At 58.6% G+C, this 22,288-nt stretch carries 13 protein-coding genes; 2 read left to right on the top strand and 11 right to left on the bottom strand.

All coding sequences use genetic code 11. The features are described from left to right. Positions 1-193: 193 nt before the first annotated feature. Positions 194-1,153: an ABC transporter permease gene (locus AC50YL_RS27195; RefSeq protein WP_494836126.1), complete on the top strand. Its 960-nt coding sequence runs from the start codon at positions 194-196 to the stop codon at positions 1,151-1,153. A 227-nt stretch (positions 1,154-1,380) separates the two neighbouring features. Here the strand turns inward: AC50YL_RS27195 and AC50YL_RS27190 are convergent, their stop codons facing one another. Then, the gene (locus tag AC50YL_RS27190) at positions 1,381-2,361 is read right to left on the bottom strand and encodes an aldo/keto reductase (RefSeq protein WP_494836124.1); all 981 of its coding nucleotides are present in this window, start codon (positions 2,359-2,361) and stop codon (positions 1,381-1,383) included. 175 nt (positions 2,362-2,536) lie between these two features. Between AC50YL_RS27190 and thrC the strand changes: the two genes are divergently transcribed. Beyond that, complete coding sequence (gene thrC / locus AC50YL_RS27185) at positions 2,537-3,925, top strand: threonine synthase (protein ID WP_494836123.1); 1,389 nt, start codon at positions 2,537-2,539, stop codon at positions 3,923-3,925. A 352-nt stretch (positions 3,926-4,277) separates the two neighbouring features. Here the strand turns inward: thrC and AC50YL_RS27180 are convergent, their stop codons facing one another. From AC50YL_RS27180 to AC50YL_RS27135, 10 genes are all read right to left on the bottom strand, one after another. Then, a complete protein-coding gene (locus AC50YL_RS27180) occupies positions 4,278-8,141 on the bottom strand; it encodes a sugar-binding protein (protein WP_494836121.1) in 3,864 nt (1,287 codons plus the stop codon). Positions 8,142-8,435: 294 nt separating this feature from the next. Next, a complete protein-coding gene (locus tag AC50YL_RS27175; protein WP_494836120.1) occupies positions 8,436-9,764 on the bottom strand; it encodes a response regulator in 1,329 nt (442 codons plus the stop codon). A gap of 107 nt (positions 9,765-9,871) precedes the next feature. Beyond that, positions 9,872-12,013: a GH92 family glycosyl hydrolase gene (locus tag AC50YL_RS27170; RefSeq protein WP_494836118.1), complete on the bottom strand. Its 2,142-nt coding sequence runs from the start codon at positions 12,011-12,013 to the stop codon at positions 9,872-9,874. A 171-nt stretch (positions 12,014-12,184) separates the two neighbouring features. Next, entirely contained in the window at positions 12,185-13,840 is a 1,656-nt protein-coding gene (locus tag AC50YL_RS27165; protein WP_494836117.1) for an SGNH/GDSL hydrolase family protein, read from the bottom strand. Between the two features lie 329 nt (positions 13,841-14,169). Further along, positions 14,170-15,153 (bottom strand): ABC transporter ATP-binding protein, encoded by a 984-nt coding sequence (locus AC50YL_RS27160; protein ID WP_494836116.1) that lies wholly within the window; start codon positions 15,151-15,153, stop codon positions 14,170-14,172. Continuing rightward, positions 15,150-16,148 carry an ABC transporter ATP-binding protein gene (locus tag AC50YL_RS27155; RefSeq protein WP_494836114.1) on the bottom strand — a complete coding sequence of 333 codons (999 nt, stop codon included), beginning with the start codon at positions 16,146-16,148 and terminating at the stop codon, positions 15,150-15,152. Before AC50YL_RS27155 ends, AC50YL_RS27160 begins: the two co-directional genes overlap by 4 nt. Beyond that, positions 16,115-17,074, bottom strand: a complete 960-nt coding sequence (locus AC50YL_RS27150; RefSeq protein WP_494836112.1) for an ABC transporter permease — start codon at positions 17,072-17,074, stop codon at positions 16,115-16,117. The genes AC50YL_RS27155 and AC50YL_RS27150 overlap by 34 nt, the downstream gene beginning before the upstream one ends. After that, complete coding sequence (locus tag AC50YL_RS27145; RefSeq protein ID WP_494836110.1) at positions 17,071-18,042, bottom strand: ABC transporter permease; 972 nt, start codon at positions 18,040-18,042, stop codon at positions 17,071-17,073. The genes AC50YL_RS27150 and AC50YL_RS27145 overlap by 4 nt, the downstream gene beginning before the upstream one ends. An 82-nt stretch (positions 18,043-18,124) precedes the next feature. Then, positions 18,125-19,900 carry an ABC transporter substrate-binding protein gene (locus AC50YL_RS27140; protein WP_494836109.1) on the bottom strand — a complete coding sequence of 592 codons (1,776 nt, stop codon included), beginning with the start codon at positions 19,898-19,900 and terminating at the stop codon, positions 18,125-18,127. 1,629 nt (positions 19,901-21,529) lie between these two features. After that, positions 21,530-22,270, bottom strand: coding sequence for a GDSL-type esterase/lipase family protein (locus tag AC50YL_RS27135; RefSeq protein ID WP_494836107.1), 741 nt, complete (start codon positions 22,268-22,270; stop codon positions 21,530-21,532). Positions 22,271-22,288 lie beyond the last annotated feature (18 nt).

The raw sequence follows: 22,288 nt of genomic DNA, 5'->3' as shown, positions 1-22,288 counted from the left end.
CAATGATTTTTTCCAAATACGAACATATTAATGTCAGAAATATTGACATAAAAATCGCACCTAGCTATACTGAACTTAATTTCCGTCCGATAAGAAAGATGCAACAAGATTTCACGCCGAGAACGCGCCCCGAACACGTGGTCCGGAGACGAGATGCACCTGTATAAACCATTCCAGTTAGCGAGGGTCTGAAATGTGGAAATTCATCATTCGAAGGACGGTTCAATCTTTTTTCGTGCTCCTGATCGTTTCCGCTGCATGCTTTTACGTGATCCATAAAATGCCGGGAGACATGTGGTCGGGGGTCGGAATGACGACGGAGCAAATACAAGCCATCGAGGCCCAGAAGCATGCTTTGGGATTAGACCTGCCCATCCCCGTGCAATACTGGCATTGGCTCAAGGATCTTCGGCATGGAGGGCTTGGTCTGGATTTCTTTGCTCAGCCGATCAGCGACTACATCTGGAAGAATGCGCAGAACAGCCTGATCCTGATTGGCACTTCCTGGCTTCTATCGCTCATGATCGCGTTTCCGTGGGCAATCTATAACGGCTACCGGTCGGGAGGCCTATCGGAACGGGTGGCTGCCGTCCTGGCCTTGGTCGGATTCGCTCTGCCTGGCGCCGCCGCCGCTATCTGGATTCAACAAATATTTGCGTTTCACCTGTTCTGGCTCCCTCCAAGCAGCATACATACGCCAAGCAAGGAAGGAAACCTGCAGGATCTCATTCAACATATGATTCTGCCCGTGGGAACCTTGACGTTGGGCATGGTCGCTTCGTATCTCAAGTTCATTCGCTCAAGCCTGCAGGAGGTGCTTCCTTCGGCTTATCTGCTGACTGCCCGGGCTAAAGGGAATTCCGAAAAGCGAGTCATCCTGAGACATGCCCTCAAAAACGCGATGATACCGGTCGTAACCTTCGCCGCAATGGATTTGCCATTGCTTATCAGCTCTTCGGCGGTCGTCGAGAGAGTGTTCAATTGGAACGGTCTCGGATCGTTAATGGTTCACTCCGCTGAAGGTCGCAACCTTCCAGTACTACTCAGCGTCATCATGATCATCACGGTTGTGGTCGTTTTGTTCTCTTGGATTGCCGATATCGTCTATTTTCTGTTAAACCCTCGGATCCGTGTAGGCAGCAAGGCCAATTAAACCGCGAATCGCTTGTTTTCTAATCAAATCAAAAAGCTGCCGGCTTTCGGCAGCTTTAGTTTGCGTTGGTTCGTTGTTCCTCGTAAGGACGCTCTATCATGTATACGGACCTAGGCTTCAACGCCTCCGGAGGTACGCGGAGCAGCGTGCAACAGCGCAGTAAAAAGAGCGAAACTTCTGTTCCCGCCGCATGCGCTTCGTTTGCGCGGGACCCGACCGTCCGCTATCTAAGGGAGCCGGTACACGGCGAACGGCTCCCCGTGGCGGAACGCTTCGCTGACCGCGTCCAGCTCGGCTTGAAGCTCTGCCGTCAGCGCGATGTCGAGGCTGCTCAGGTTGTCTTCGACCTGCACGGCCTTCGTCGCGCCCACGATGACCGTGGACACGGCCGGACGGGCCATCAGCCAAGCGAGGGAAAGCGCCCCCGGACGGAAGCCGTGCGCGTCCGCGATGCGCTTGACCGCCTGGCCGAGCGACAGCTCGCGGTCCTTCATGAAGCGGTTGAAGCCTTGATCGGTCTCGGCCCGCGAGCCTTTCGGCGCGGCGCCGGACGCATTCGGCGCGTATTTGCCGCTCAGGATGCCGCCGGCCAGGGGGAAGTACGGGATGATGCCGACTTCCTGGTCGACGCAGGCCGGCACGAGCTCGCGCTCCGGCGTGCGGTCGGCCAGCGAATAGCTGGTCTGGATGGACACGAAGCGGTTCAGGCTCTTCAGCTCGCTGATGCCGAGCGCCTTCGTCAGCTCCCACGCGGCGTAATTGGATGCGCCGACGTAGCGCACTTTGCCCGCGCGGACGAAGTCGTCCAGCGCGCGGAGCGTCTCCTCGAGCGGCGTGTACGGATCGAACGTATGGATCTGGTACAGGTCGACGTAGTCCGTCTGCAGCCGCTTCAAGCTTTCATCCAGCTCCCGCTGCAGATGGTAGCGCGAGGAGCCGCTCCCGTTCGGGCCTTCCCTGCGCGGCAGGCCCGCCTTCGTGGCCAGCACGGCCCGGTCGCGTTGGCCGCGCAGCGCATGGCCGATGATCGTCTCCGATTCCGTGCCCGCGTAAATGTTCGCCGTGTCGATGAAATTAATGCCCCGATCGAGCGCCAAATCGACAATGGCGGTCGACGCTTCCAGGTCGCTGCGCTTGCCGAACGCATTCGTGCCGAGTCCCAGCGCCGATACGGCGAGCCCGCTTCCTCCAAGCCTGCGGTATTGCATGTCCATCTCTCCTGTCCGTTTACGAGTTTGTCGGCGAATTCGCCTATATATCCTCCAGTATCCCGCCACCCCCGGAACAATGTCAAATCGGAAACGGGCGCCGACCTGAAATTATGTTGGGAATTACCCGCGATTTTTGATACAATGATTGAAAATTTGGGTGAAGGGGATCGTTATGGACTACATCAGCACACGAGGCAAAATCGCACCTGTCGGCTTTATCGACGCCGTTCTCATGGGATTGGCGGACGACGGGGGATTGCTCGTTCCGAAGCACATCCCGCCGCTATCCGCAGCCACGCTCCAAGCTTGGCAGCAGTTGTCCTACCCGGAGCTTGCGCTTGAACTGTTCTCGCTGTACGTCGACGGCGAGATCCCCCGCGAAGACTTGAAGCAGCTGGTCGACGACAGCTACGGCACGTTCCGCGAAGACGAGGTGACGCCGGTGCGCCGCGTCGACAACAGCCTGCACATCCTGGAGCTGTTCCACGGCCCGACGTTCGCGTTCAAGGACATCGCCCTGCAATTTCTCGGCAACCTGTATGCGTATATTTCAAAGAAACGCGATTCCACGATTCATATACTCGGCGCGACTTCCGGCGATACCGGCGCTTCCGCGATCGAAGGCGTCCGCGGCAAGGAAGGGATCCGCATCTGCATCCTCCATCCGCACGGCAAGGTAAGCAGGGTGCAGGAGCTGCAAATGACGACGGTCGACGACGCCAACGTGTTGAACCTCGCCGTCGACGGCAACTTCGACGACTGCCAGCGCATCATCAAGGAGCTGTTCGCGGACGTGGCCTTCAAGCAGCGCTACCACCTGCGGGCGATCAACTCCATCAACATCGCGCGGATTCTCGCGCAGACGGTCTATTACTTCTACGCTTACTTCCAGCTGGCGAAGCAGGGACAAGCCGAGAAGGTCAATTTCAGCGTGCCGACCGGCAACTTCGGCGATATCTTCGCGGGTTATCTGGCCAAACGCATGGGCCTGCCGATTCACAAGCTCATCCTGGCGACGAACGAGAACAACATTCTCGAGCGCTTCGTGACGGAAGGCGTCTACCAGCCCGGCGAATTCCGCGGCACGCACAGCCCGTCCATGGATATTCAAGTGGCCAGCAACTTCGAGCGCTACTTGTACTATCTGAACGGCGGGAACGCCGACGTCGTCTCCGCGCTGATGGACGGCTTCAAGCGGGACGGCCGGATCGTCGTCGACGGCGACCTCTTGAAGCAGGTGCAAGCCGATTTCTCGGCCTATGGCGTGCGAAACGACGAGTGCCTGCATGAAATCAAGAGCTGCTACGACGCGTACGGCTACCTGCTCGATCCGCATACGGCATGCGGCGTGGCGGCAGCTCACCGGTTCACGGCGGACGACGAGGTGACCGTCGCCCTGTCGACGGCGCATCCCGCCAAGTTCGACGAAGCGATCCGCCTGCTCGAGATCAAGCAGACGGCTCCGTCCCAGATCCGGGCGCTGTCCGACAAGCCGCAGTTCCAGACGCGCGTGGCGGGCACGAACGATGCGGTGACGGAACAGCTCGTACGATTCTTCTAAGCGATCGCTAGACGATTACTAAGCGTGTTCTAATATGATGCAACGCAGCACAAGAGCTCCCGGCGGATTCTTCCGCCGGGAGCTCTTGTGCTGTCGCCCGCGCAGACGATCGCGGCTCGCGCGATCAGAATGATCGGCAGCGGCGGCAGCACCGGCATGAGGTTGACGGCCGTTATGCACGTCTTCTCTCACACAAAGGGCCGCGCGATGCCGATAGGCTTCTGCGCGCTCCCTAGCGCGGACGATCGCTCAAAGCGCCGAAAATCTTCTGCGTGCCCCTCCTTTGCGCACCAAGCGAAAAGAACCCCGCGCCTAAACGCAGGGTCCCCTCCCTATCAAGCTGCTTCCTAAATTAATTCGCCAAAATCAAATCGCCGAACTGTGCCGGATCCTTGCCGTTCGCGATGCCGCCCATATACGACAGCCAGCCCTTTCGGCCGGAACCGTCGCTGTCGTTGACGACGAAGGATAATCCGAGGTCCTTGGCGCCGGCATATGCCGCAGGCCGGATATCGTCCCAGTCGAAGGCGAACGTGTACGTCGTCGTCTTGGCCGCCTCGTCCCGCTTCACGAAGCTGTGGCTCCGCGTCAGCAGCTGCCCGTAGCCGAGGCCGAGGCCCGGATAATCCGTGCGGTCGACCGCGATGCCGTAGGCGCCCGTGGCGGAATTAAGCGCCGCCGTGAAGCTGAGATGCGCCCCGCCTGCGACGGGGCCGGCGACCCGGGCAGGGTCGAAGGACACCTGCAGGCTGTCTCCCGCCCAGGCGTCGACGATATTCGCCTGCGACATGGCATGAATGTCGTCCTTCACCTGCACGGCCAGATACAGGTAGTCGTCGTCCCATTTCACCTTCGCCGTGGCGCTCTGATCGTTGACCCCGCCCCATGTTCCCGATGCTTGGGAAGCCTGGTTCAGCACGACGTCCGTCGCTCCCGTCCATTCGCTCGCATGGATCGTGCCGTCGATCGTGATCGGCGATGCCGTCTTGCGGGCCGTCAGCGCGCTGATCGGACGCTGCACGTCGAAGCTATAGCCGCCGTTGATTACGGTATGGAACGTGAAGCTGCCCGTGGCGTAGCTGTCGAGCGTCGGAATCGTGAACACGGCCGTTTGGGACGCGTTCGCGCCTACCGAAGCGATCGTCTTGGTTTGCGTCCAACCGTTCGGGCCCGTGGCCGTGATGACGATATTCGTCGTCGCGCTCGCCGCATGATTGCTGTATTTGAAATTAAGGTCGTACCCGCCCGACGCGTTCACGGAAGGCGAAATCTCCGTGCTGAACAAGCCCTTCGTCGTGAAGCTGACGTTCTTGGCCGGGTACGACGTGCCGCCGGACACCGGCGTGATGCCGATCGTGCCTTGGAACTGCTGAAAGCCCGCGGGCACGCTGAGCACGATCGTGTCTTTCGAATGGCCGGACGTGAACGAGCCGCCCGAGACGACCGACCAGCCCGTCGGCAGGGTCAGGTTATACGTGCCGGACAGGGCTTGCGCCGCCGCGTCGCGAAGCACGTCGATGGACACCGTGCCGCCCGGCGTCGCTACCGTTTTGCTAAACATTGGCGTGAAGCCCGTGTTCTGCACCTGGAAGACCCGCACCCAGTCCACGTACATCTCGCCCGTATTGCCGTACCGGTTAAAGCCGCCGCGATAGGAGTCGGAATCGCTCTTGCGGAACGCGTTGTTAATCATGAAATAGTTGCCCACCGTCCAGCTGCGGTCCAGCGTCGCGTGCGAGGAGCCCGGGATGTACTGATCGTCGAAGTAGTAATACGTCGTGTCCTCGGTCACCAGCATGCCGTACGTATGCCAGCCTTCCGCCAGATTGACCGCGTTGCCGTAATCGTCGGTGCTGGCGGTGCCGCCGGTATGAATGCCGCCGTACCCGTCGCCCCAGGTGTGATGGTTGTAGGTCGTCGTCGTCGGATTGCCGCCCATGTACGCTTCGAGCACGTCGAGCTCGTCGTTGCCGGGTCTGCCGTTCGGATCGTTCGGCGTCAACGTCCAGAATGCCGGCCACAAGCCCGGATTCGGCGGCAGGAACAAGCGCGTTTCGAAATATTGCGCGGCACCCGGCTTGGTCGTGAAGCCCGATCCGTCGGTGCCCATCGAAGCGAGGAAGCCCGTCGTGTACGTCTGGCCCCAATTCGGCTCGATGACCGTGCCCCAATCCTTCGTCTCGATCTTCATGTAATCCGAATTGACGATAGAGAACGGACTGTAGTTGCTGACCGCGCTGCCGTAGGAATAGTTCGGCGGCGTGAATTTGGCGTCGGCGTATTCCGGCCAGCCGGTCGGGTCCGGCTTGGCGGCGGCGTACTTGTCGGCGCCCGCGCCGGTGTAGGAGATCGTCGGCAAGGTCGTGAAGTCGTCCAGGAACACCTGCTGCATCGTCAGCCCGTGCGCGCTCAGCGCCGCCGGCACCGTATTCCGCGTATTGGCCGGTCCGCCGCTCCATACCGCGCCCGCGTTGTTGACCAGCTGCAGGTAGCTGTCGTCGGATTCGCCGTTCGCGTTCCATGCCTTGATGTGGATGGCGACCGGCCCTTTCGGGAAGTCCGCGGCGTTGAACGTGAACGTGCCCTTGCCGTTATCGTTCTGATCCAGCGCGATGGTCGCGGACGTCAGCGGCTTCATGTAGCCGTAAGGGTTCGTATGCCCGCTGTCCGGGGCATGCAGCGATTCCGCGCTCGCGCTGGTGAAGCCCGGCGCGTAGAACGTCACGCCCACTTGCCCGTTGATCGCGGCGTAATAGGTCGGACTCGTCACCGTGATCAGCTTGAATTTGTAAGGGCTCGTTCCGCCGCCTTCGCTCGGCGTGTATTCGAACGCCTTGATCAGCACGTAGGCGCTGCCGGAGACGGATTTGCCGGCCACTTTGACCGTGAGGGTATGGGCGCCCGCGGGCAGCCCGGCTTCCTCGAATACGTTGGCCGAATCGACCCAAGTCGCATTGTACGTATCGATCGTGCTCTCGAGAAGGCCGTCGATGTAGACTTTCACGATGCCGCCCTGCGGCTGCTTCGTCATGTACAGCGCGATCGTCGTGCCCGTGAAATGAAAGTCGACGGAATCGTTGGCATTGTCCACGTTGTCGTACATCCATGACCAATTATCGCTCCACCAGCCCGCGCCGTTGAACGTGAATTCGGGCTCCGCCGCGTTAGTCGTCCAGGCGCCCGCATGCGGATTGCTGTCCGCGTTCACCGTCACTTTGTCCGGATCCGGGTCCGGATTCGCCGGCTGCGTACCGTAATCGAACGCTTTGATCAGCACGTACGCGTCTCCGGCGATCGACTTGCCCGCCACCTCGACCTTGATTGAATGCGCGCCCTGCGTCAGGCCCGTCAGCTCATAGACCTTTGCCGATTCCACCCAGCCCGCGTTCGCGGTGTCGACGGTCGTCTTCAGCGTGCCGTCCACGTAGATGTTGGCTTTGCCGCCCTGCGCGTGCTTCGTCATGTAGAGGGCAATGGAGTTGCCCGTGAAATTAAACTGGACCGCGTCGTTCGCATTGGCGACGTTGTCGTACATCCACGACCAGCTGTCGCTCCACCAGCCCGTGCCGGTGAACGTAAACGCCGTCTGCGACGCGTTGCCGGTCCATTGACCCGAGTTCGGCACCGCGGCCGCATTCACGAGCGTATGGTTCGGCGCAGGAGCCGGAGGGGGATCCAGATTCGGCGCCGGCGGCGTGCCGTATACGAACGACTTGATCAGCACGTACGCGTCGCCCGCGATCGACTTGCCCGCTACCTCGACCTTGAGCGTATGCGCGGCGTTCGTCAGTCCCGTCGCCTCGAATACTTTCTCCGATTCCACCCAAGTCGGATTGACCGTGTCGACCGTGCTCTTCAACACGCCGTCCACGTACACCTTCACGATGCCGCCCTGCGCATGCTTCGTCATGTTGAGCGCGACGTAATCGCCCGTGAAATGAAACGTCACCGCCTCGTTCAGGTTGCTGACGTTGTCGTACATCCACGACCAGGCATCGCTCCACCACATCGAACCCGTGAAAGTGAAGGCCGTCTGGGTCGTATTGCCGGTCCATTGTCCGGTATACGGAATGCTCGCCGCGTCCACGGTCGTCAGGTTCTCCCCGGGCAGCGGATCGGCCCCGGCGCTGCGGACCGTACCTGGAATCAGCCCCGACAGCAGCAGGACTGCGGTCAGCAGCACGGCCGTCCATCTGGTTATTGCGTTGTTCGTCAATTCGATCATCTCCTTCTGAATGCGGATTGCGGTCCTGCGGAAGGTCCCGCTCCATCGTTTGCGTTCGCTCGCCGGTTATCGCCCGAATCGCTTGCGGCGATCCGCAGCCCGGAGCATTCGTCGGCCTCATCCCTCCTCTTCTTCGAATCTGATTCATTGCTGCGGAATGGCGAGTAGATCGTACCACCGGCCCGCCGCCGCGCACAGGGGACAAAATTGCGATTTCTATGGTAACCATGGGGAGATATGGCGGCCACCGGGAATTGCGGCATCCGTCGGGAGATGCGAAGGCGGCTAGCCGTTGCGCGGCTGCTTCAGCTTGCCCCGGAACTCGTTCGGCGTCTTGCCGGTATGCTTCTTGAACACTTCCGTGAAATACGCCGGATCGGAATAGCCGACCAGCTCGACGATTTCGTACACCTTGTAGCTGTTGTCCAGCATCAATTCCTTCGCCTTGTTCATGCGGATCGTCGTCAAGTATTTCAAAAACCGCTCGCCCGCGTCCTTGAACAAGGACGACAGATGGCCCGTCGATATGAATACGTGGTCGGCCACTTCCTTCAGCGTCAGGCTCCGGCCGTAATTCGCCTTCATGTACCGCTTGGCCTCCACCAGGATGATGCTGTCGTGAAATGCGGGATCCGGCCCGAGCCCCTCTTCTTCATCCTCCAAGCCGACGAAGGCCGGCGGCGGATCGGATTCCTGCGCATTCGGCAAGCCGCCGATCCGCACGGCGCCTTCCTGAACGTTATCGGCCAGCGCCGCCCTCGCGGCCTGCATCGATTGATGGATCGCGAACGGGCTGGCGACCGTCGCCCCGATGCCGATCGAGAAGGTCGATTTGAACAAGCCGATATAGCGGTGCAGCTGCGAGGCGATGTCGCCGAAGCGCCGATGGTCGTCGTTCTTGGACAGCATGTAGGCCGTCATGGCGGTCTTGTCGACCAGATGGTAGCCGAACTGCTGCGAGTCCCACAGATCGCTCAATATGTTGTCAAGCGAGAACGCGATCAGATTGAGCTCCCGTTCCGATATGCGTTGTTTATGGATTGCGAACCGGTCCAGCTGAACGACGGCAACCGCGTAGCGGTCGGCCTCCAGCAGAATCTCGCTCTCCGCGCTGCCTTGCTCCAGCACCTCGGGAGATAGCGGCTTCTCCAACAGCCGGCCGAGAAAATCGTCCCGCAGCACCTTCGTCAGCTGCCTGGCTTTGCGCGTCAGCACCGCCAGCCGTTCTTCCTTTTGCTTCTGCTCGTCGAGCCGCTCCGTCAAGCGCGCGATCGATTTCGGCAGCTCCGCGAACGGAACCGGCTTCAGCAAATAATCGACCGCGCCGTGCTGCGTCGCCTTCTGGGCATACGCAAAATCGCTGTAGCCCGACAATACGATGATTTTAATGAACGGATACAGCCGATTCAGCGATTCCATCAGCGCGATCCCGTCCATGAACGGCATCCGGATATCGGTCATGACGATATCGACCGGATGGTTCGAGATGAATTGAAGCGCTTCCAACCCGTGGGCGCAGCAGCCGGCCACTTGGACGCCGTATCGTTCCCAGGTCCATGCCGCCAAGCCGTCGCGGATTACTTTCTCGTCGTCAACAATCAATAGCTGATACATGCCAGATCGTCCCCTCCGATTGGTTTTGCACCCGTTTGCTTGCGCGCGGATGAATAAAGCGGCAACGTCGCCGTCGCCGCCCGTGACTCCTATGATGAAACGGAATTTCAACTATTCTCCGCCCGGCCAGCGTACGGCAACGCGGTTCCCCAAGCCTTGTTGGGCCTGTCCCCCATCCGCAGCGTCAAGGTGCTTCCGGCCGCGATCGCCTCATGGGAGATGCGCGGTTCCGTCAGCGGCTTCCCGTCCACCTCCGCGGCCTGAACGTATTTGTTGCGGTCCGATACGCCCTCCGCCCGAATGGTGAAGATCCCGCCGCCGGGAACGGCGATCTCCGTCTTCTCGAAGAGCGGGCTGCCGATCTCGTAGCTCGCTTTGCCCGGGCAGATCGGATAAAGTCCCATCGCGCCGAAGACGTACCAGGCGGACATCGCCCCGTTGTCCTCGTCCCCGCAAATGCCCGTCGGCGTCGCCTGGTACCACAGCTTCATGATCTCGCGCACGCGACGCTGCGCCTTCCAGGGCGAAGCCGTGTAGTTGTACAGATACGGGATGTGGAAGGCCGGCTCGTTGCCTTGGCAGTATTGTCCGATCAAGCCGGTCGCGTCCGGGAACTGCCCCAGAAAGCGATACTTGGAACCGTCGTACTGCTCGGCGAACAGCGCGTCCAGCCGTTCCTCGAACTGCTCCGCGCCGCCCATCAGCTCGATCAAGCCCTCGATGTCATGCTGGACGTGGAAGCTGTAGATCCACGCGTTGCATTCGGAGAAATAATCCCTGCCGCCCAGCCCCCCGCCGTACTTCGGGTCGAACGGCTCCACCCATTCGCCGTCGGTCGATTTGGGCGACATGAACCCGGTCGTCTCGTTATACAGATTCCGGTAATTCCGCGACCGCCGCATGAACGCCTCGTAATCATCCGCATGACCGAGCGCGAGCGCCAGCTGCGCGACGCACCAGTCGTCGTACGCATGCTCCAGCGTCACGGCGACGGACTGCCGGCGCTCGAAGCCGTGCACTTCCTGCACCCATTCCGTCTCGCCCGGACGCAGCGCGGGATAGATGCCTTCCTCCTGGTACACGCGATCCAATTCCGTCAGCGGACCGTGCACCCAGGGCAGCATCGTCACCTCCGTCGCGTTCACCTTCATCGCTTCGAACGCTTTGGCCGCATCGAAATTCCGATAGCCTTTGTTGTAGACGTCGTAGATGAGCGCCGCGGTATGGTTGCCCGTCATGACGGGCAGATCGCCCTGCGCGAACGGGAACTGGGGCAGCCAGCCGCATTGCTCGTACATGCGCACGTACGACTGGATCATATCCTGCTTGCGCTCCGGATCCAGCAGCAGCTGCAGCGGATGCAGGCAGCGGTACGTATCCCAGATATTGTCCGCCACGTAGAAATCGCGCCCTTCGCTCTCGTGGATGCATCCGTCGTACGCGCTGTAATACCGGCCGTCTTCCGTGATGCTGCTCATGTTGAGCAGCGAGCGATACAGCGAGGTGTAGAAGATCGTCTTCTGCTCCTCGGATCCGCCGCTCGCTTCGATCCGGCCGAGCGCTTGCTGCCAGATTGCCCGGGCGGCTTGCTTCGTCTCCTCGAAGGTGCGGCCGTCCAGCTCGCGGGACAGATTGCGCGCGGCCTGCTCTTCGTCGATATACGAGATGCCGGCGCGCACCTCGAGCAAGCCGCCTGCTAACGCCGCGCGCAGCACGCAGCCCGACTGCTGCTCCGATTCCCACATGCGGTCAAGTTCGACCGGCTGCGAGAATGCGAGATGCGTAAAATGCGGCACGCCCGCCACCGTCCCGGCAATCACGGCCGCATGCTCCGTAAGCAGCGTCAAGCGGCTTCCGGCAGGGTAACCGACCACGAGCGCGGCCTCCGGGCCGACCGGACAGCGGAACCGGTAGATCGCGGATTGATACGAGACTGTCATCTCCGCTAAGATTTCTTCATCTTCCAGAAGCACTTGGTAGGCATAGGGCGCCGCATGCTCCAGATCGTGATCGTACAGCGACGAATGCGCGGACGGATCGGGCAGCCCCGGATTCCGCGCTGGCATGATGGAGCAGCAGCCGGCCGGGAAGCCGAATATCCGGTCCGCCAGGTACTTGTCGGCGATCCCCGGCGTCGTGATCGGAGCAAGCTTCATCATTCCGTGCGGCAAAGAAACGGTCGGCGAGGTCGAGGTGAGCAGATGGCCGATCGTGCCGATCATCGGGTTTACATAGTCTACGGCGAGCATGAATTCCCCTCCAATTCTGAGTCCCTCTCATTGTAACAAGGCGCTTTCCTCGGCTAAATAAGGCAAAGCTCCAAAAACTACGGTATTCCTATGCTTTTCCTCCTGCGTGCGCAGTAATTAAGAATGCGCTCCGAGGATCGGATGGCCGCATATCCCGTTCCAAGGCGCCCTTTACGGGGCGACGGCTTTGATGACCGCATGCCCGAGCGCTTCGTCGAAGCTCCCCCAATCGGGGTCCGCGTTGCCGTACGGATGATTGACCATATTGCCCTTCAACGCGGTCAGAAAATAAACGCCTAACGCGTGCAGCCGTTCGAAATACCGGAATCCGCCGACGAACGCGCAGTCGAATTCCTCCGCTATCCGGCGGTACAACTCATGCGAGGCTTCGACCGCGCGCATCGACCCGCAGAAGAGGGGATTCATGCCGTTATTCGTCACGATCAGGCAGGGAATCCCGTCGCGGCGAAGCTTGGCGAGGATCTCCCGTACCGCCGGTCCCGCCGCTTCGAGGCAGCCGGAATCATTCAGCATATACTCCAGGACGACCAGGCCGGGTTCCGTGCTGCGCACTTCATGCTCGTAACGGCGGGCGCCGCGGACGGAGCTCTCGCCCCCGATCGCCACGTTCGAAGAATAGAGCGCGGCATCGGGGCAGGCGCGCCGCAGGAAGCGCATCAGCTGATACGGCCAGCGTCCCGAACGCGTCGTGCTCTCGCCGTAGAACGCGATGCGCGCCGGGCCGCCCGCGAGCAGCTTTCGCCTGAACGGCTCCAGCGCCTCGCGGTTCAAGACGGGAATCGCATCGACCGCCTCCGCGCTTGACGCGGTCAGGTTCAAGACCGAATGCGGTCTTGCCGCTATGCGGAATCGCGCTCCAACCCAGCCGGCATCCGGCTCCAGTCCGCTGAAATCGATGGACAATCCCCAATCGACCGCGTGTCCGTATTCGCTGACGATCGCGAGCGGCGCCTGCGCCTTGCGCGGAAACGTCACCGGAGCCGACCAGCGCAAGGTTTCCTCGGTCAGGAGTCGCTCCCGCCCGTAATCGATGCCCTCCGCCGACACGATGATGCTGAGCGAATCGTCGTCCGGCGACAACGCGACGATCTCGACCCGATAATCGCGCGGAGCCGCATCCAGATACCGCCCGGTCACGCTGGGCAGCGAAGCTTCATCCGACGGCCATTCCCCGTCCTCCGCCGTAATCCCGGCGGATCCGTCATAGAGCGAGGCTTCGCCCCAGCCCGTGAACACATGCGCCAACACGAAGCCGTGCTTGACCACGGGCGGATCCGGGAGCAGCAGCTCGCGAGACTCCGGTGCTTCTTCCGCCCCTTCCGCGACGGCGATCGTGCCGTCCTCCCGCAGCACGATCGCGTCGTAGCGGCAAAGCCAGACGTCATAATCGAGCGAAAGCAGCTCCTGCTCGCGAATCCGGCCTTCAGGATGGCGCTTGATCGTCCCCCAATAATAGTCGTAGCAATAATCCTCGTCGGGCTCGTACAGCGCGGACCGATGTTCGTCGTAGACGCGAAGCGAGCCCGGTACCATGCGCTGGTAAGGCATGCCGCCGCTTCCGCGAATGTCTTCGCCGTTCCAGAAGCAGGGAGACTGCCGCGCTTCGCCGACGATCGCGTACCGCTGGCAGCGATACGCTCTTCTGCCGCCCGGGCGGATGGCGAGCACCCGTTCCGAATCGATCCGAACGATGCGGCCGTCCTCCGCTCGGACTTCTCCGGGCCGCACCCTTACCTGCCAAGTTCCCGGTTTGCAAACTACCCATCCAGCGTTTGCGCCGGCGAGCGGCCCGGATGATTTCTTCATGAACGATTCCCCCTCTGCTTAATACGGATTCTACTACTTAATTTCTGGACCGGGCTTTCACCTCCTGCCGGCGCAGTCCGCCGCCGCGTCAAAAAGACCCGCGATCGTCCAGGTCGCAGGATAAACGGATGATTCGGCTGGCGCCATTAGATAGGAAATTCCGTTTCGTGTATCTTTCGTTTCATCTATCAGTACCGCTGTTCTTGCATGCGACGTTGGTTGGACGTCGACACACAAAATCCCGGCCATCAAGAGCGAACCTTGATGGCCGGGATTATCATTGACTCTTCTATTGATATATCGCGTTCGGCTAAGCGCGGCGACGAGGATCAGAGATCCATGGTCAGCGGGAAATGGCAGGCCACTTCCCGGTCGAAGCCGATCGGTTGCGGCAGCGGCTCTTCCGTCCGGCAGCGATCCTGCGCATAAGGACAGCGCGGATGGAACCGGCAGCCCGAAGGCGGGTTGACCGGGGAAGGCACTTCGCCCTGCAGCATGATGCGATCCCGCTTCTGACCCGGCGAGGGCTGGGGAATCGCCGACATCAGCGCCTTGGTGTACGGATGTCCCGGACGGGCGAACAGCTCGTCCGCCGGCGCCACCTCGACGAGCTTGCCGAGGTACATGACCCCGACCCGATTCGAGATATGCCGGACGACGTTCAATCCATGCGCGATGAACAGATACGTCAGGCCGAGCTCCTTTTGCAGCTTCATCATAAGATTCAGCACTTGGGATTGCACGGATACGTCAAGCGCCGACACGGATTCGTCCGCCACGATGAATTTCGGATTCAGCGCGATCGCCCGCGCGATTCCGATCCGCTGGCGCTGCCCGCCGGAGAACTCATGCGGATAGCGGTTGCGGCGGTTCACGTCGAGCCCGACCAGGTTCATCAGCTCGACGACGCGATCGTCGATATCCGATGCCGACATCTTGCGGTGCAGGCGAAGCGGCTCGCCGATCAAATCCCGGATCAGAAAGCGCGGATTCAGCGAACCCATCGGATCCTGGAAGATGATTTGCATCTCCTCGCGAAGCGCGCGCAGTTCTTTGGGACCGGCCTGCTGGATATCCCGGCCTTCGAACCGGACTTCTCCTCCCGTCGCCTTCTGCAGGTGCAGCATGACGCGGCCGAGCGTCGATTTGCCGCAGCCGGATTCGCCGACGAGTCCGAACGTCTCGCCCGGACGGACGCCGAAATTCACGTTGTCGACGGCCTTTACGTGGCCGACGACCCGCCCGAGCAAGCCTTTCTTGATCGGAAAATATTTTTTCAATTCCTTGGCTTCTACCAAATACGGTTCCGTCATCGTGTCGACACCTCCGGAATTCCCTCTAGCCAGCACGCTGCCCGATGGCCTTCATTGCCTTTGGCGGCAAGCAGCGGCGGCTCCTCTATGAAACAGCGACTCATCGCGTGCGGACAGCGGGGGTGGAACCTGCAGCCCTGCGGAAGCTCTCCGATGCCCGGAATACCGCCTTGAATGGTATAGAGCTCGCTCCCCGGTTCCTCTTCAAGACGAGGAATGGAACGCAATAGTCCAACGGTATAGGGATGCCGCGGCGTGCGAAATACTTCGTCGACCGTCCCCTCTTCGACGATGGTGCCCGCGTACATGACGGCAATCCGATCCGCCATCTCGGCCGCCACGCCCATATCGTGCGTGATGAGAAGCGTCGCCGTGCGCAGCTCCCGCTTCAAGCGGCGCAACAGGTCCAGGATTTGCGCTTGGATGGTCACGTCGAGCGCGGTCGTCGGCTCGTCGGCAATGATCAATTCCGGATCGCAGGCCAGCGCCATCGCGATGACCACCCGCTGGCACATGCCGCCGGACATCTCGAACGGAAATTGCTTCGCGCGGATTTCCGCTTCCGGAATCCCCACGAGCTTCAGCATATCCACGGCTTTATTCCATGCATCCTTCTTTTTCATGCCTTTGTGGATGCGAAGGCTCTCGGCGATCTGATCGCCGACCGAGAACACGGGATTCAGCGCGGACATCGGATCCTGGAAGATCATGGCCAGCCGCTCGCCGCGTATCCGGTTCATATCGCTTTGCTTCTTCGTGGTCAACTCTTCGCCATCGAAGGTAATCTTGCCTTCGGAGATAATACCGCCGGCGTAATCGATCAATCGCATGATGGCCATCGATGTTACGCTCTTACCGCTGCCCGATTCGCCCACGATGCAGAGCGTTTGCCCTTCTTCGATCGAGAACGATACGTGGTCGGTCGCTTTCAATAGACCGTGTTCTCTTGGAAACCCTACGGTTAGATCCCGGACTTCGAGAATTTTTTTCGCCAACGGTCTAACCTCCTTGCGGACATCATGGCCTTCTGCCGCGGATCAAGCACGTCCCGCAAGCCGTCTCCGATAAAGTTGACCGCCAAGACGACGATCAGGATGCACAAGCCCGGATATACGGCCTGCACAGGATCAACCAGCATAAACTCCTGCGCGTTCGAAAGCATCAAACCCCAGCTGGTCTGCGGAATCTGCACGCCCAAGCCGAGATATGACAACGCCGATTCGCTGAGAATGGCGCCGCCTACCATCAACGTCGCGTTGACGATAATCGGCGCGGACGCGTTGCGGAGCAGATGACGGAAAATAATACCCCAGTCCGATACGCCGATCGCCTTGGCCGCTTCCACGTACTGCATTTCCCGCAGGGAGAGGAACGTGCCCCGCACAAGCCGCGCGACGCTCATCCAACCCGTGAAGGACAGCACAAGAATCATATAGTAAAATTTCGAACCGAATATCGCCAGGATCAAAATGTTCAAGAACAGCAGCGGGATGGAGTTCATCACGTCCACCAGCCGCATGAAGCAGGTATCGATAAAGCCGCCGAAGTAGCCCGAGATGGCGCCGATCAGCGTCCCGATAATTACCGAAGCGATCGCGACGGTGAAGCCCACGAGCAGCGATACCTGACTGCTGAAGAGCAGCCGCGAGAAGATGTCCCTGCCTAATTCGTCGGTGCCCAGCAAATGATTTCCCGTGCCTGCCGGCAGGTTAGGGAACATCATGTCGATGCGGGACGGGTCATAAGGCGCGATCCATTCGGCAAATATTGCGGACAAGACGAACACGATCAACACGATCAAGCCAACCAACGCGAACCGGTTGGCCGCGAACCGTTTCCAGCCCACGCTCCAAACGCCGGGAGGCCGTTTGAATTTCTCGATGACGGGCTTTTCTTGCAATGCGATTTTCGCTTCGCTCATGTTGCGGAGCCTCCCTTTCTATCCAGCCTCACACGTGGATCGACGAGCGCGTAGAGAATATCGGCCAGCAGGTTTCCTGCAATGACGAATACCGCCGTGATCAGCGTGACCGCCATCAAAACGGAATATTCCCGGGAAACGGCGTTCTGCACGAACAGCCGCCCCATGCCCGGCCAGTTGAATACGCTCTCGGTCAAGGCTGCGCCCGCTACCAGGATCGGCAGATCCAAGCCCAACAGGGTAATGATCGGAATAAGCGCATTGCGAAGGCCATGTCGAAAAATAACCCTTCGTTCGTTCAGTCCCTTCGCTCTCGCCGTCCGGATATAATCCCTGTCCAGCACCTCGAGCATGCTCGAACGGGAATACTTGGAATACCCGGCAAGAAAACCGAGCGTCAGTACCGAAACCGGCAGCACGAGATGGTAGATCAGATTCCCTATATTCCCTTCACTGCCCATCGTCCACATATCGGACAAGGGGAGCAGGTTCCATTTGAGCGCGAACAATTCCTGCAAAATAATCCCGAACCAGAACGTTGGCATCGCGAATCCCAAGTAGGCGACGAAGGAGGCCGTTTGGTCGGAGAGGCTGTATTCAACGGTACTGTTATAGATCCCCCAAGGGATTGCGATCAATAAAGATAACAGCCATGCGGATCCCATCAGGACCATGGTATGGCCGATCGTTGGCCAGATTATCTCCCCGACGGGGATATGGTTCTTGAACGTATAGCCCAGGTCGCCCTTCAGCAAATCGCCGATCCAGCTGACGAATTGCAGCGGAATGGGACGATCGAGACCCAGGTTATGGGCTTGTACCGCCATCGCTTCCTGGGAAAGACCCGGCGATAAGTAAATTTGCCGGGGGCCACCCGGAGCGGCATGGATGAGAAGGAATGTCAGGACCGTAATGAAAAACAAGACCAATACGGATTGCAGCAACCGCCGAATGAAATATTCAATCACATCACTTACCCCCTTATTTGAAAGGAAGAAGGGAAGGATCCGAAGACCTTCCCTTCTCTGTCCCTTCGCTGCGGTTCTGAAGTTAGTTAGCGGGCGTTACCCACCAATTGATCAAATGGAAGAAGTAACCGTAGGAAAGCGATGATTCCGGTTTATCGGCTTCGGCGAAGTGAACTTTGTTCTTGTCGAAGGCCATCGGCAAGCCGTATTGGTACAAGAAGACGTAAGGCAGATCCGTCGAGATTTCTTTCGCGACTTCTTGGTAAATCGCCTTGCGCTCGTTTTGATCCACGGTCGAGTAGCCTTTTACCCATAGATCGTCAAGCTTGGTGTTTTTGTACCAGCCGTTGTTTTGGCCGGCAGGCGTGAAATACTTGGAAGAGAACGTGGATTCGCCATCAGGGTCCGGCGTGTTCAAGACCCATGCCAACAGCAGCGCTTGGAATTTACCCGGCGTTACGTTTTGGTCGATCCACGAAGCGAAGTCGATCGCTTTCGGCGTTACTTCGATGCCGACGTCCTTCAAATTCTGCTGGATAACCGCTGCCACTTGCTCGCGGCGGCTGTTGCCCGCGTTGTACTGCAGTTCGAACGAGAAGCGGTGACCTTCTTTCTCGAGGATGCCGTCTTTGCCCGGCTTCCAGCCGTCTTCCGCCAGCATCGTCTTGGCTTTCTCCGTATCGTACGCGTAGTTCACGGCCGCATCGCCCGGAGCCGCCCATGAATTCGGCAGGAACGGAGCATTCATCAGAGTACCGGTTCCTTTAAGGATGTTATCGACCATGCCTTGGCGGTTAATCGCCGTCGCGATGGCTTGTCTCGTCTTTTGGCCTTGGAACAGATCGTACTTGCCAGGGAAGTTAGCCCCGTCGAAGTTGAATTCCAGGTACTCGTATTGCGGACCGGGAGCCAGAATCAAGCCCATGTTGTCCTTGCCTTTGACCGCGTCCAGCGTCGGAAGCGGAACGGCCGACGTAAAGTCGATGTCGCCTTTCAGAAGCGCCTGCATTTCCGTGTTCTGGTCGGCGTAAATTTTGTATGTCAGGGTTTGGATATGCGGCTTTTGGCTGCCCCAATAGTTCGGGTCGGCTTCAAAGGTCAAGTATTGGCCGCGTTCCCATTTCGTCCATTTCCATGGTCCGTTCGTGACCGTCTTGGCCGGATCCGAGCCGAACGGGTCTTTTGCCAAGTCTTTGAGCGCGACGTCTTTCAGAACATGATAGGGAGCGAGCGTCGAAACAAGCGAATATTGGAACGGTGCGTAGATTTGCTTAAGCTTGATCGTGACCGTTTTATCGTCTACTTTGGTAACCGATTCGACTTTGTCGAAGGCGCTGATGCCCGGCGAACCGGATTCGGGGTTTTTCACGGTATCGAACGTGAATTTGATGTCATCGGCAGTTACCGGCTGACCGTCGCTCCACTTCGCTTCCGGTTTCAATTTGACCGTATAGCTCAAGCCGTCCGCGCTGACAGTCGGCGCTTCAGCCGCGAGCGACCAAGGCTCTGCTGTTACGTTGCCTTGACGGTCCATGTCGAATAGATTCGCATTTACAAAAGCAGATACGTCCCCTGAGGAAGTGTCTTGAATGAACAGAGGATTAATCGACACGATATCCGAGAATGTGCCGACCGTCAGGCTTCCGCCGTCGACGGGCGCATTGGGATCGGGAGTCGAGGTGTTCGTCGTGCCAGTGTTTGCGGCCGGCGTTTCGTTGGTAGTCGCGTTGTCGTTTCCGTTAGCGGCAGCCGGGCTGTTCGTGTTCGAGTTCGTGTTGGAATTGTTGCAACCTGCGAGCAAAGATCCGGTAATAGCGAGAATCGTTAGCGCAATTGTTACTCTGTTTCTTTTTCTCATTTTCACACATCCCCGTTTTGTAGTGTAAATAATGTTAACTTACCTTACTCTCCTTCCGACAATAGGTCTTTAATGCTAGTTGATGTCATAAAGTCTAACAAGACTATTACATTTTATACTCAAAAAATCTCGGATGTAAATAGCTAATTTAAATAATTAAATTCGCAGACTAAATTAATTTTTGTAAGAGTTATTTTAACTCAATTTAAATAATTTTTCCCTATTTTTCTACATGCCCGAAAACCTGATTTTTGCAGTGAAAATGATGTAGAACGGCATGAAAATGGAAGTATTAGAGAGAAAAACCTCGAAATTCGAAGAATGACTGAAAACCCTTTCAAACCTAAAGATTTTACTAAGATTTATAACTTTCATCCATTAATGGCACATCAATGTAACGTTGTATCGCGCCACAGCTTTAACATAATCTTGCGAACGGAAATGCGAACAACACGGGTTTCTACCGCCCGTCGGCTGCCTGGTTCGAATGCACCACATTGTGCAAATAATCGCCAATCAAACGGGCTTTCAGCGATCAAGCTGAAACGAACGCCGATTCCGTAATTACGGAGCTGGACATGGACTGACACAATTCGACAAATGTATAGGATGACTTCATAACGGAACGTCTTTGCGAAATTCCGAATCTGTCTACAGTCGTTCACTCGGCAAGAGGGATATATGCGGTAGGGAATATTTAGTAGAAATAGTGCTCCTGTTACCTAAGCAAAGGAATTCACCCAGCTGCTTGATTGCCCGGATGCGCGTGTAAACATCATAGAACATCGGGCGCTATGTCGGACCGGTCAGGAGGTCATTTCGCTAGGATCAAGCCCCAAACTACGAGTCTGCGGATTAAATTCGTTATCTTCCAAAGCTCTATTATCCACATTAATCAAGTTAATCTTAGCTTACCTATCCATGGGAGATTGACGTTATACCGCGGCCATTACTCTAAAGCATGAGAATGCTTCTATGCTCGGGAACAAGCACGAATGCAGCCGATCCGATAGTCGATATTGTGCTAGTTTGAAAAACTATTATTTCTGTCGGCGATTGTTCCTTTATCTCGGCGAACGGTCGTACTCGGCATAATTCCAGGCCAAAGAGACCAGCCTCTTCTTGGCAGCATCAAGTTTGACGGCGGGTAAATGTCGTTTTATGAAGGTTATGACGTCTTAGCTTCGTGTCGATCTTTAGACCTCGAAATTCGTCGCCATTTACATGTCGATCGGCTTGGAGTAACGGTCAAGTACACACCGGAACAACAACGCCTTGCAGGCTGTCGCGTATGTCTTGACAGCGTATTACATGTTCGGCTACACGCTCCAACTCTGAAAGAACCGCGCGAGGCGTGTCATGCTGTCTCATCCTTTCCGTACCCGTTGCTACCGCTCCATTGTACCGCCGGCCCCGGATACGGGAAACGCGGACCGAAAAACGGCATTGATCGCCGATTAACGCAAAGAGGTTTGCCGTCCGCGGCCGGGACGGCAAACCTCAGAATGATCGCGAGATCCGTTCCCCGCTTGTCCAGAACCGCGACGCGCAATACGGCCGCGCCACCGGCGATCGCACGCCCAGGATGAAGCTTGCTCCGGTCATGCCAAGCGCATGGCGCAGACCGGGCTAATCGTCAAGTCCGGTCATCGCCCCTCGGAGCGCTTCCGCCCACCGCTCATAGCCCCGCTCCGTCAGATGGCAGCCGTCAAAGGCGATCTCCCGCGGCAGGCGGCCCTCTTCGGCAAGCATGCCGGAGCCGATATCCAGAAAAGCGGCGAGGCCGAGCTCCCCGGCCAACTCCGCATATCGCGCGTTGATGGCCTCGATCAGCCTTCTGCGCGGATGGTCAGCCGACTCTTCCCGCGGAAACACGGCCATCAGGATGATTTGCGCCGAAGGCGCATATTCCCGGACGCGTCCGATGATCGCCCGCACTCCGTCCCGAATTTCGTCCGCCGTGTTGGCGCGGGCATTGGCCGTCTCGCTGGTGTTGTTCGTCCCGATATTGATCACGACCCAGTCGGGAGCGAGTCCGCACATCTGTCCGTGGTCCAATCGCCACAGCACGTTCTGCGTCCGGTCCCAGCCAAAGCCGAGATTCAGGACCCGCCGACGCGCGAAGACGGAATCCCACGCCTGCCCGGTGCCGTGCCTGTTCTCGGATTCCGGCCGGCCGCCCCAGAAATGGGTAATCGAATCGCCGATCAGCACGATTTCCGGATTGTTCGCATCCTTCGTAAGCAGCACCTGCTCGTGGCGCGCCCACCAGTCATAACTGTCCTCTTCCAGCTTCGGCACCGGAATTACGGCCGTATTCACGGCTTCCCCGGCACCGGAATCCATGCTGCTCGCTGCTATCTTATCCATCCGGCAACCTCCCGCGCT

Source organism: Paenibacillus sp. J22P277 (assembly GCF_059383675.1).
The sequence above is the reverse complement of the archived record's forward strand: the minus strand, read 5'-3'. Positions and strand labels throughout refer to the sequence as shown.

What these genes read in the sequence shown, in the direction of transcription:
- AC50YL_RS27195 (WP_494836126.1), top strand. Translation starts at nt 194, where the DNA reads ATGTGGAAATTCATCATTCGAAGGACGGTTCAATCTTTTTTCGTGCTC.
- AC50YL_RS27190 (WP_494836124.1), bottom strand. Translation starts at nt 2,361, where the DNA reads ATGCAATACCGCAGGCTTGGAGGAAGCGGGCTCGCCGTATCGGCGCTG.
- thrC (WP_494836123.1), top strand. Translation starts at nt 2,537, where the DNA reads ATGGACTACATCAGCACACGAGGCAAAATCGCACCTGTCGGCTTTATC.
- AC50YL_RS27175 (WP_494836120.1), bottom strand. Translation starts at nt 9,764, where the DNA reads ATGTATCAGCTATTGATTGTTGACGACGAGAAAGTAATCCGCGACGGC.
- AC50YL_RS27170 (WP_494836118.1), bottom strand. Translation starts at nt 12,013, where the DNA reads ATGCTCGCCGTAGACTATGTAAACCCGATGATCGGCACGATCGGCCAT.
- AC50YL_RS27165 (WP_494836117.1), bottom strand. Translation starts at nt 13,840, where the DNA reads ATGAAGAAATCATCCGGGCCGCTCGCCGGCGCAAACGCTGGATGGGTA.
- AC50YL_RS27160 (WP_494836116.1), bottom strand. Translation starts at nt 15,153, where the DNA reads ATGACGGAACCGTATTTGGTAGAAGCCAAGGAATTGAAAAAATATTTT.
- AC50YL_RS27150 (WP_494836112.1), bottom strand. Translation starts at nt 17,074, where the DNA reads ATGAGCGAAGCGAAAATCGCATTGCAAGAAAAGCCCGTCATCGAGAAA.
- AC50YL_RS27140 (WP_494836109.1), bottom strand. Translation starts at nt 19,900, where the DNA reads ATGAGAAAAAGAAACAGAGTAACAATTGCGCTAACGATTCTCGCTATT.
- AC50YL_RS27135 (WP_494836107.1), bottom strand. Translation starts at nt 22,270, where the DNA reads ATGGATAAGATAGCAGCGAGCAGCATGGATTCCGGTGCCGGGGAAGCC.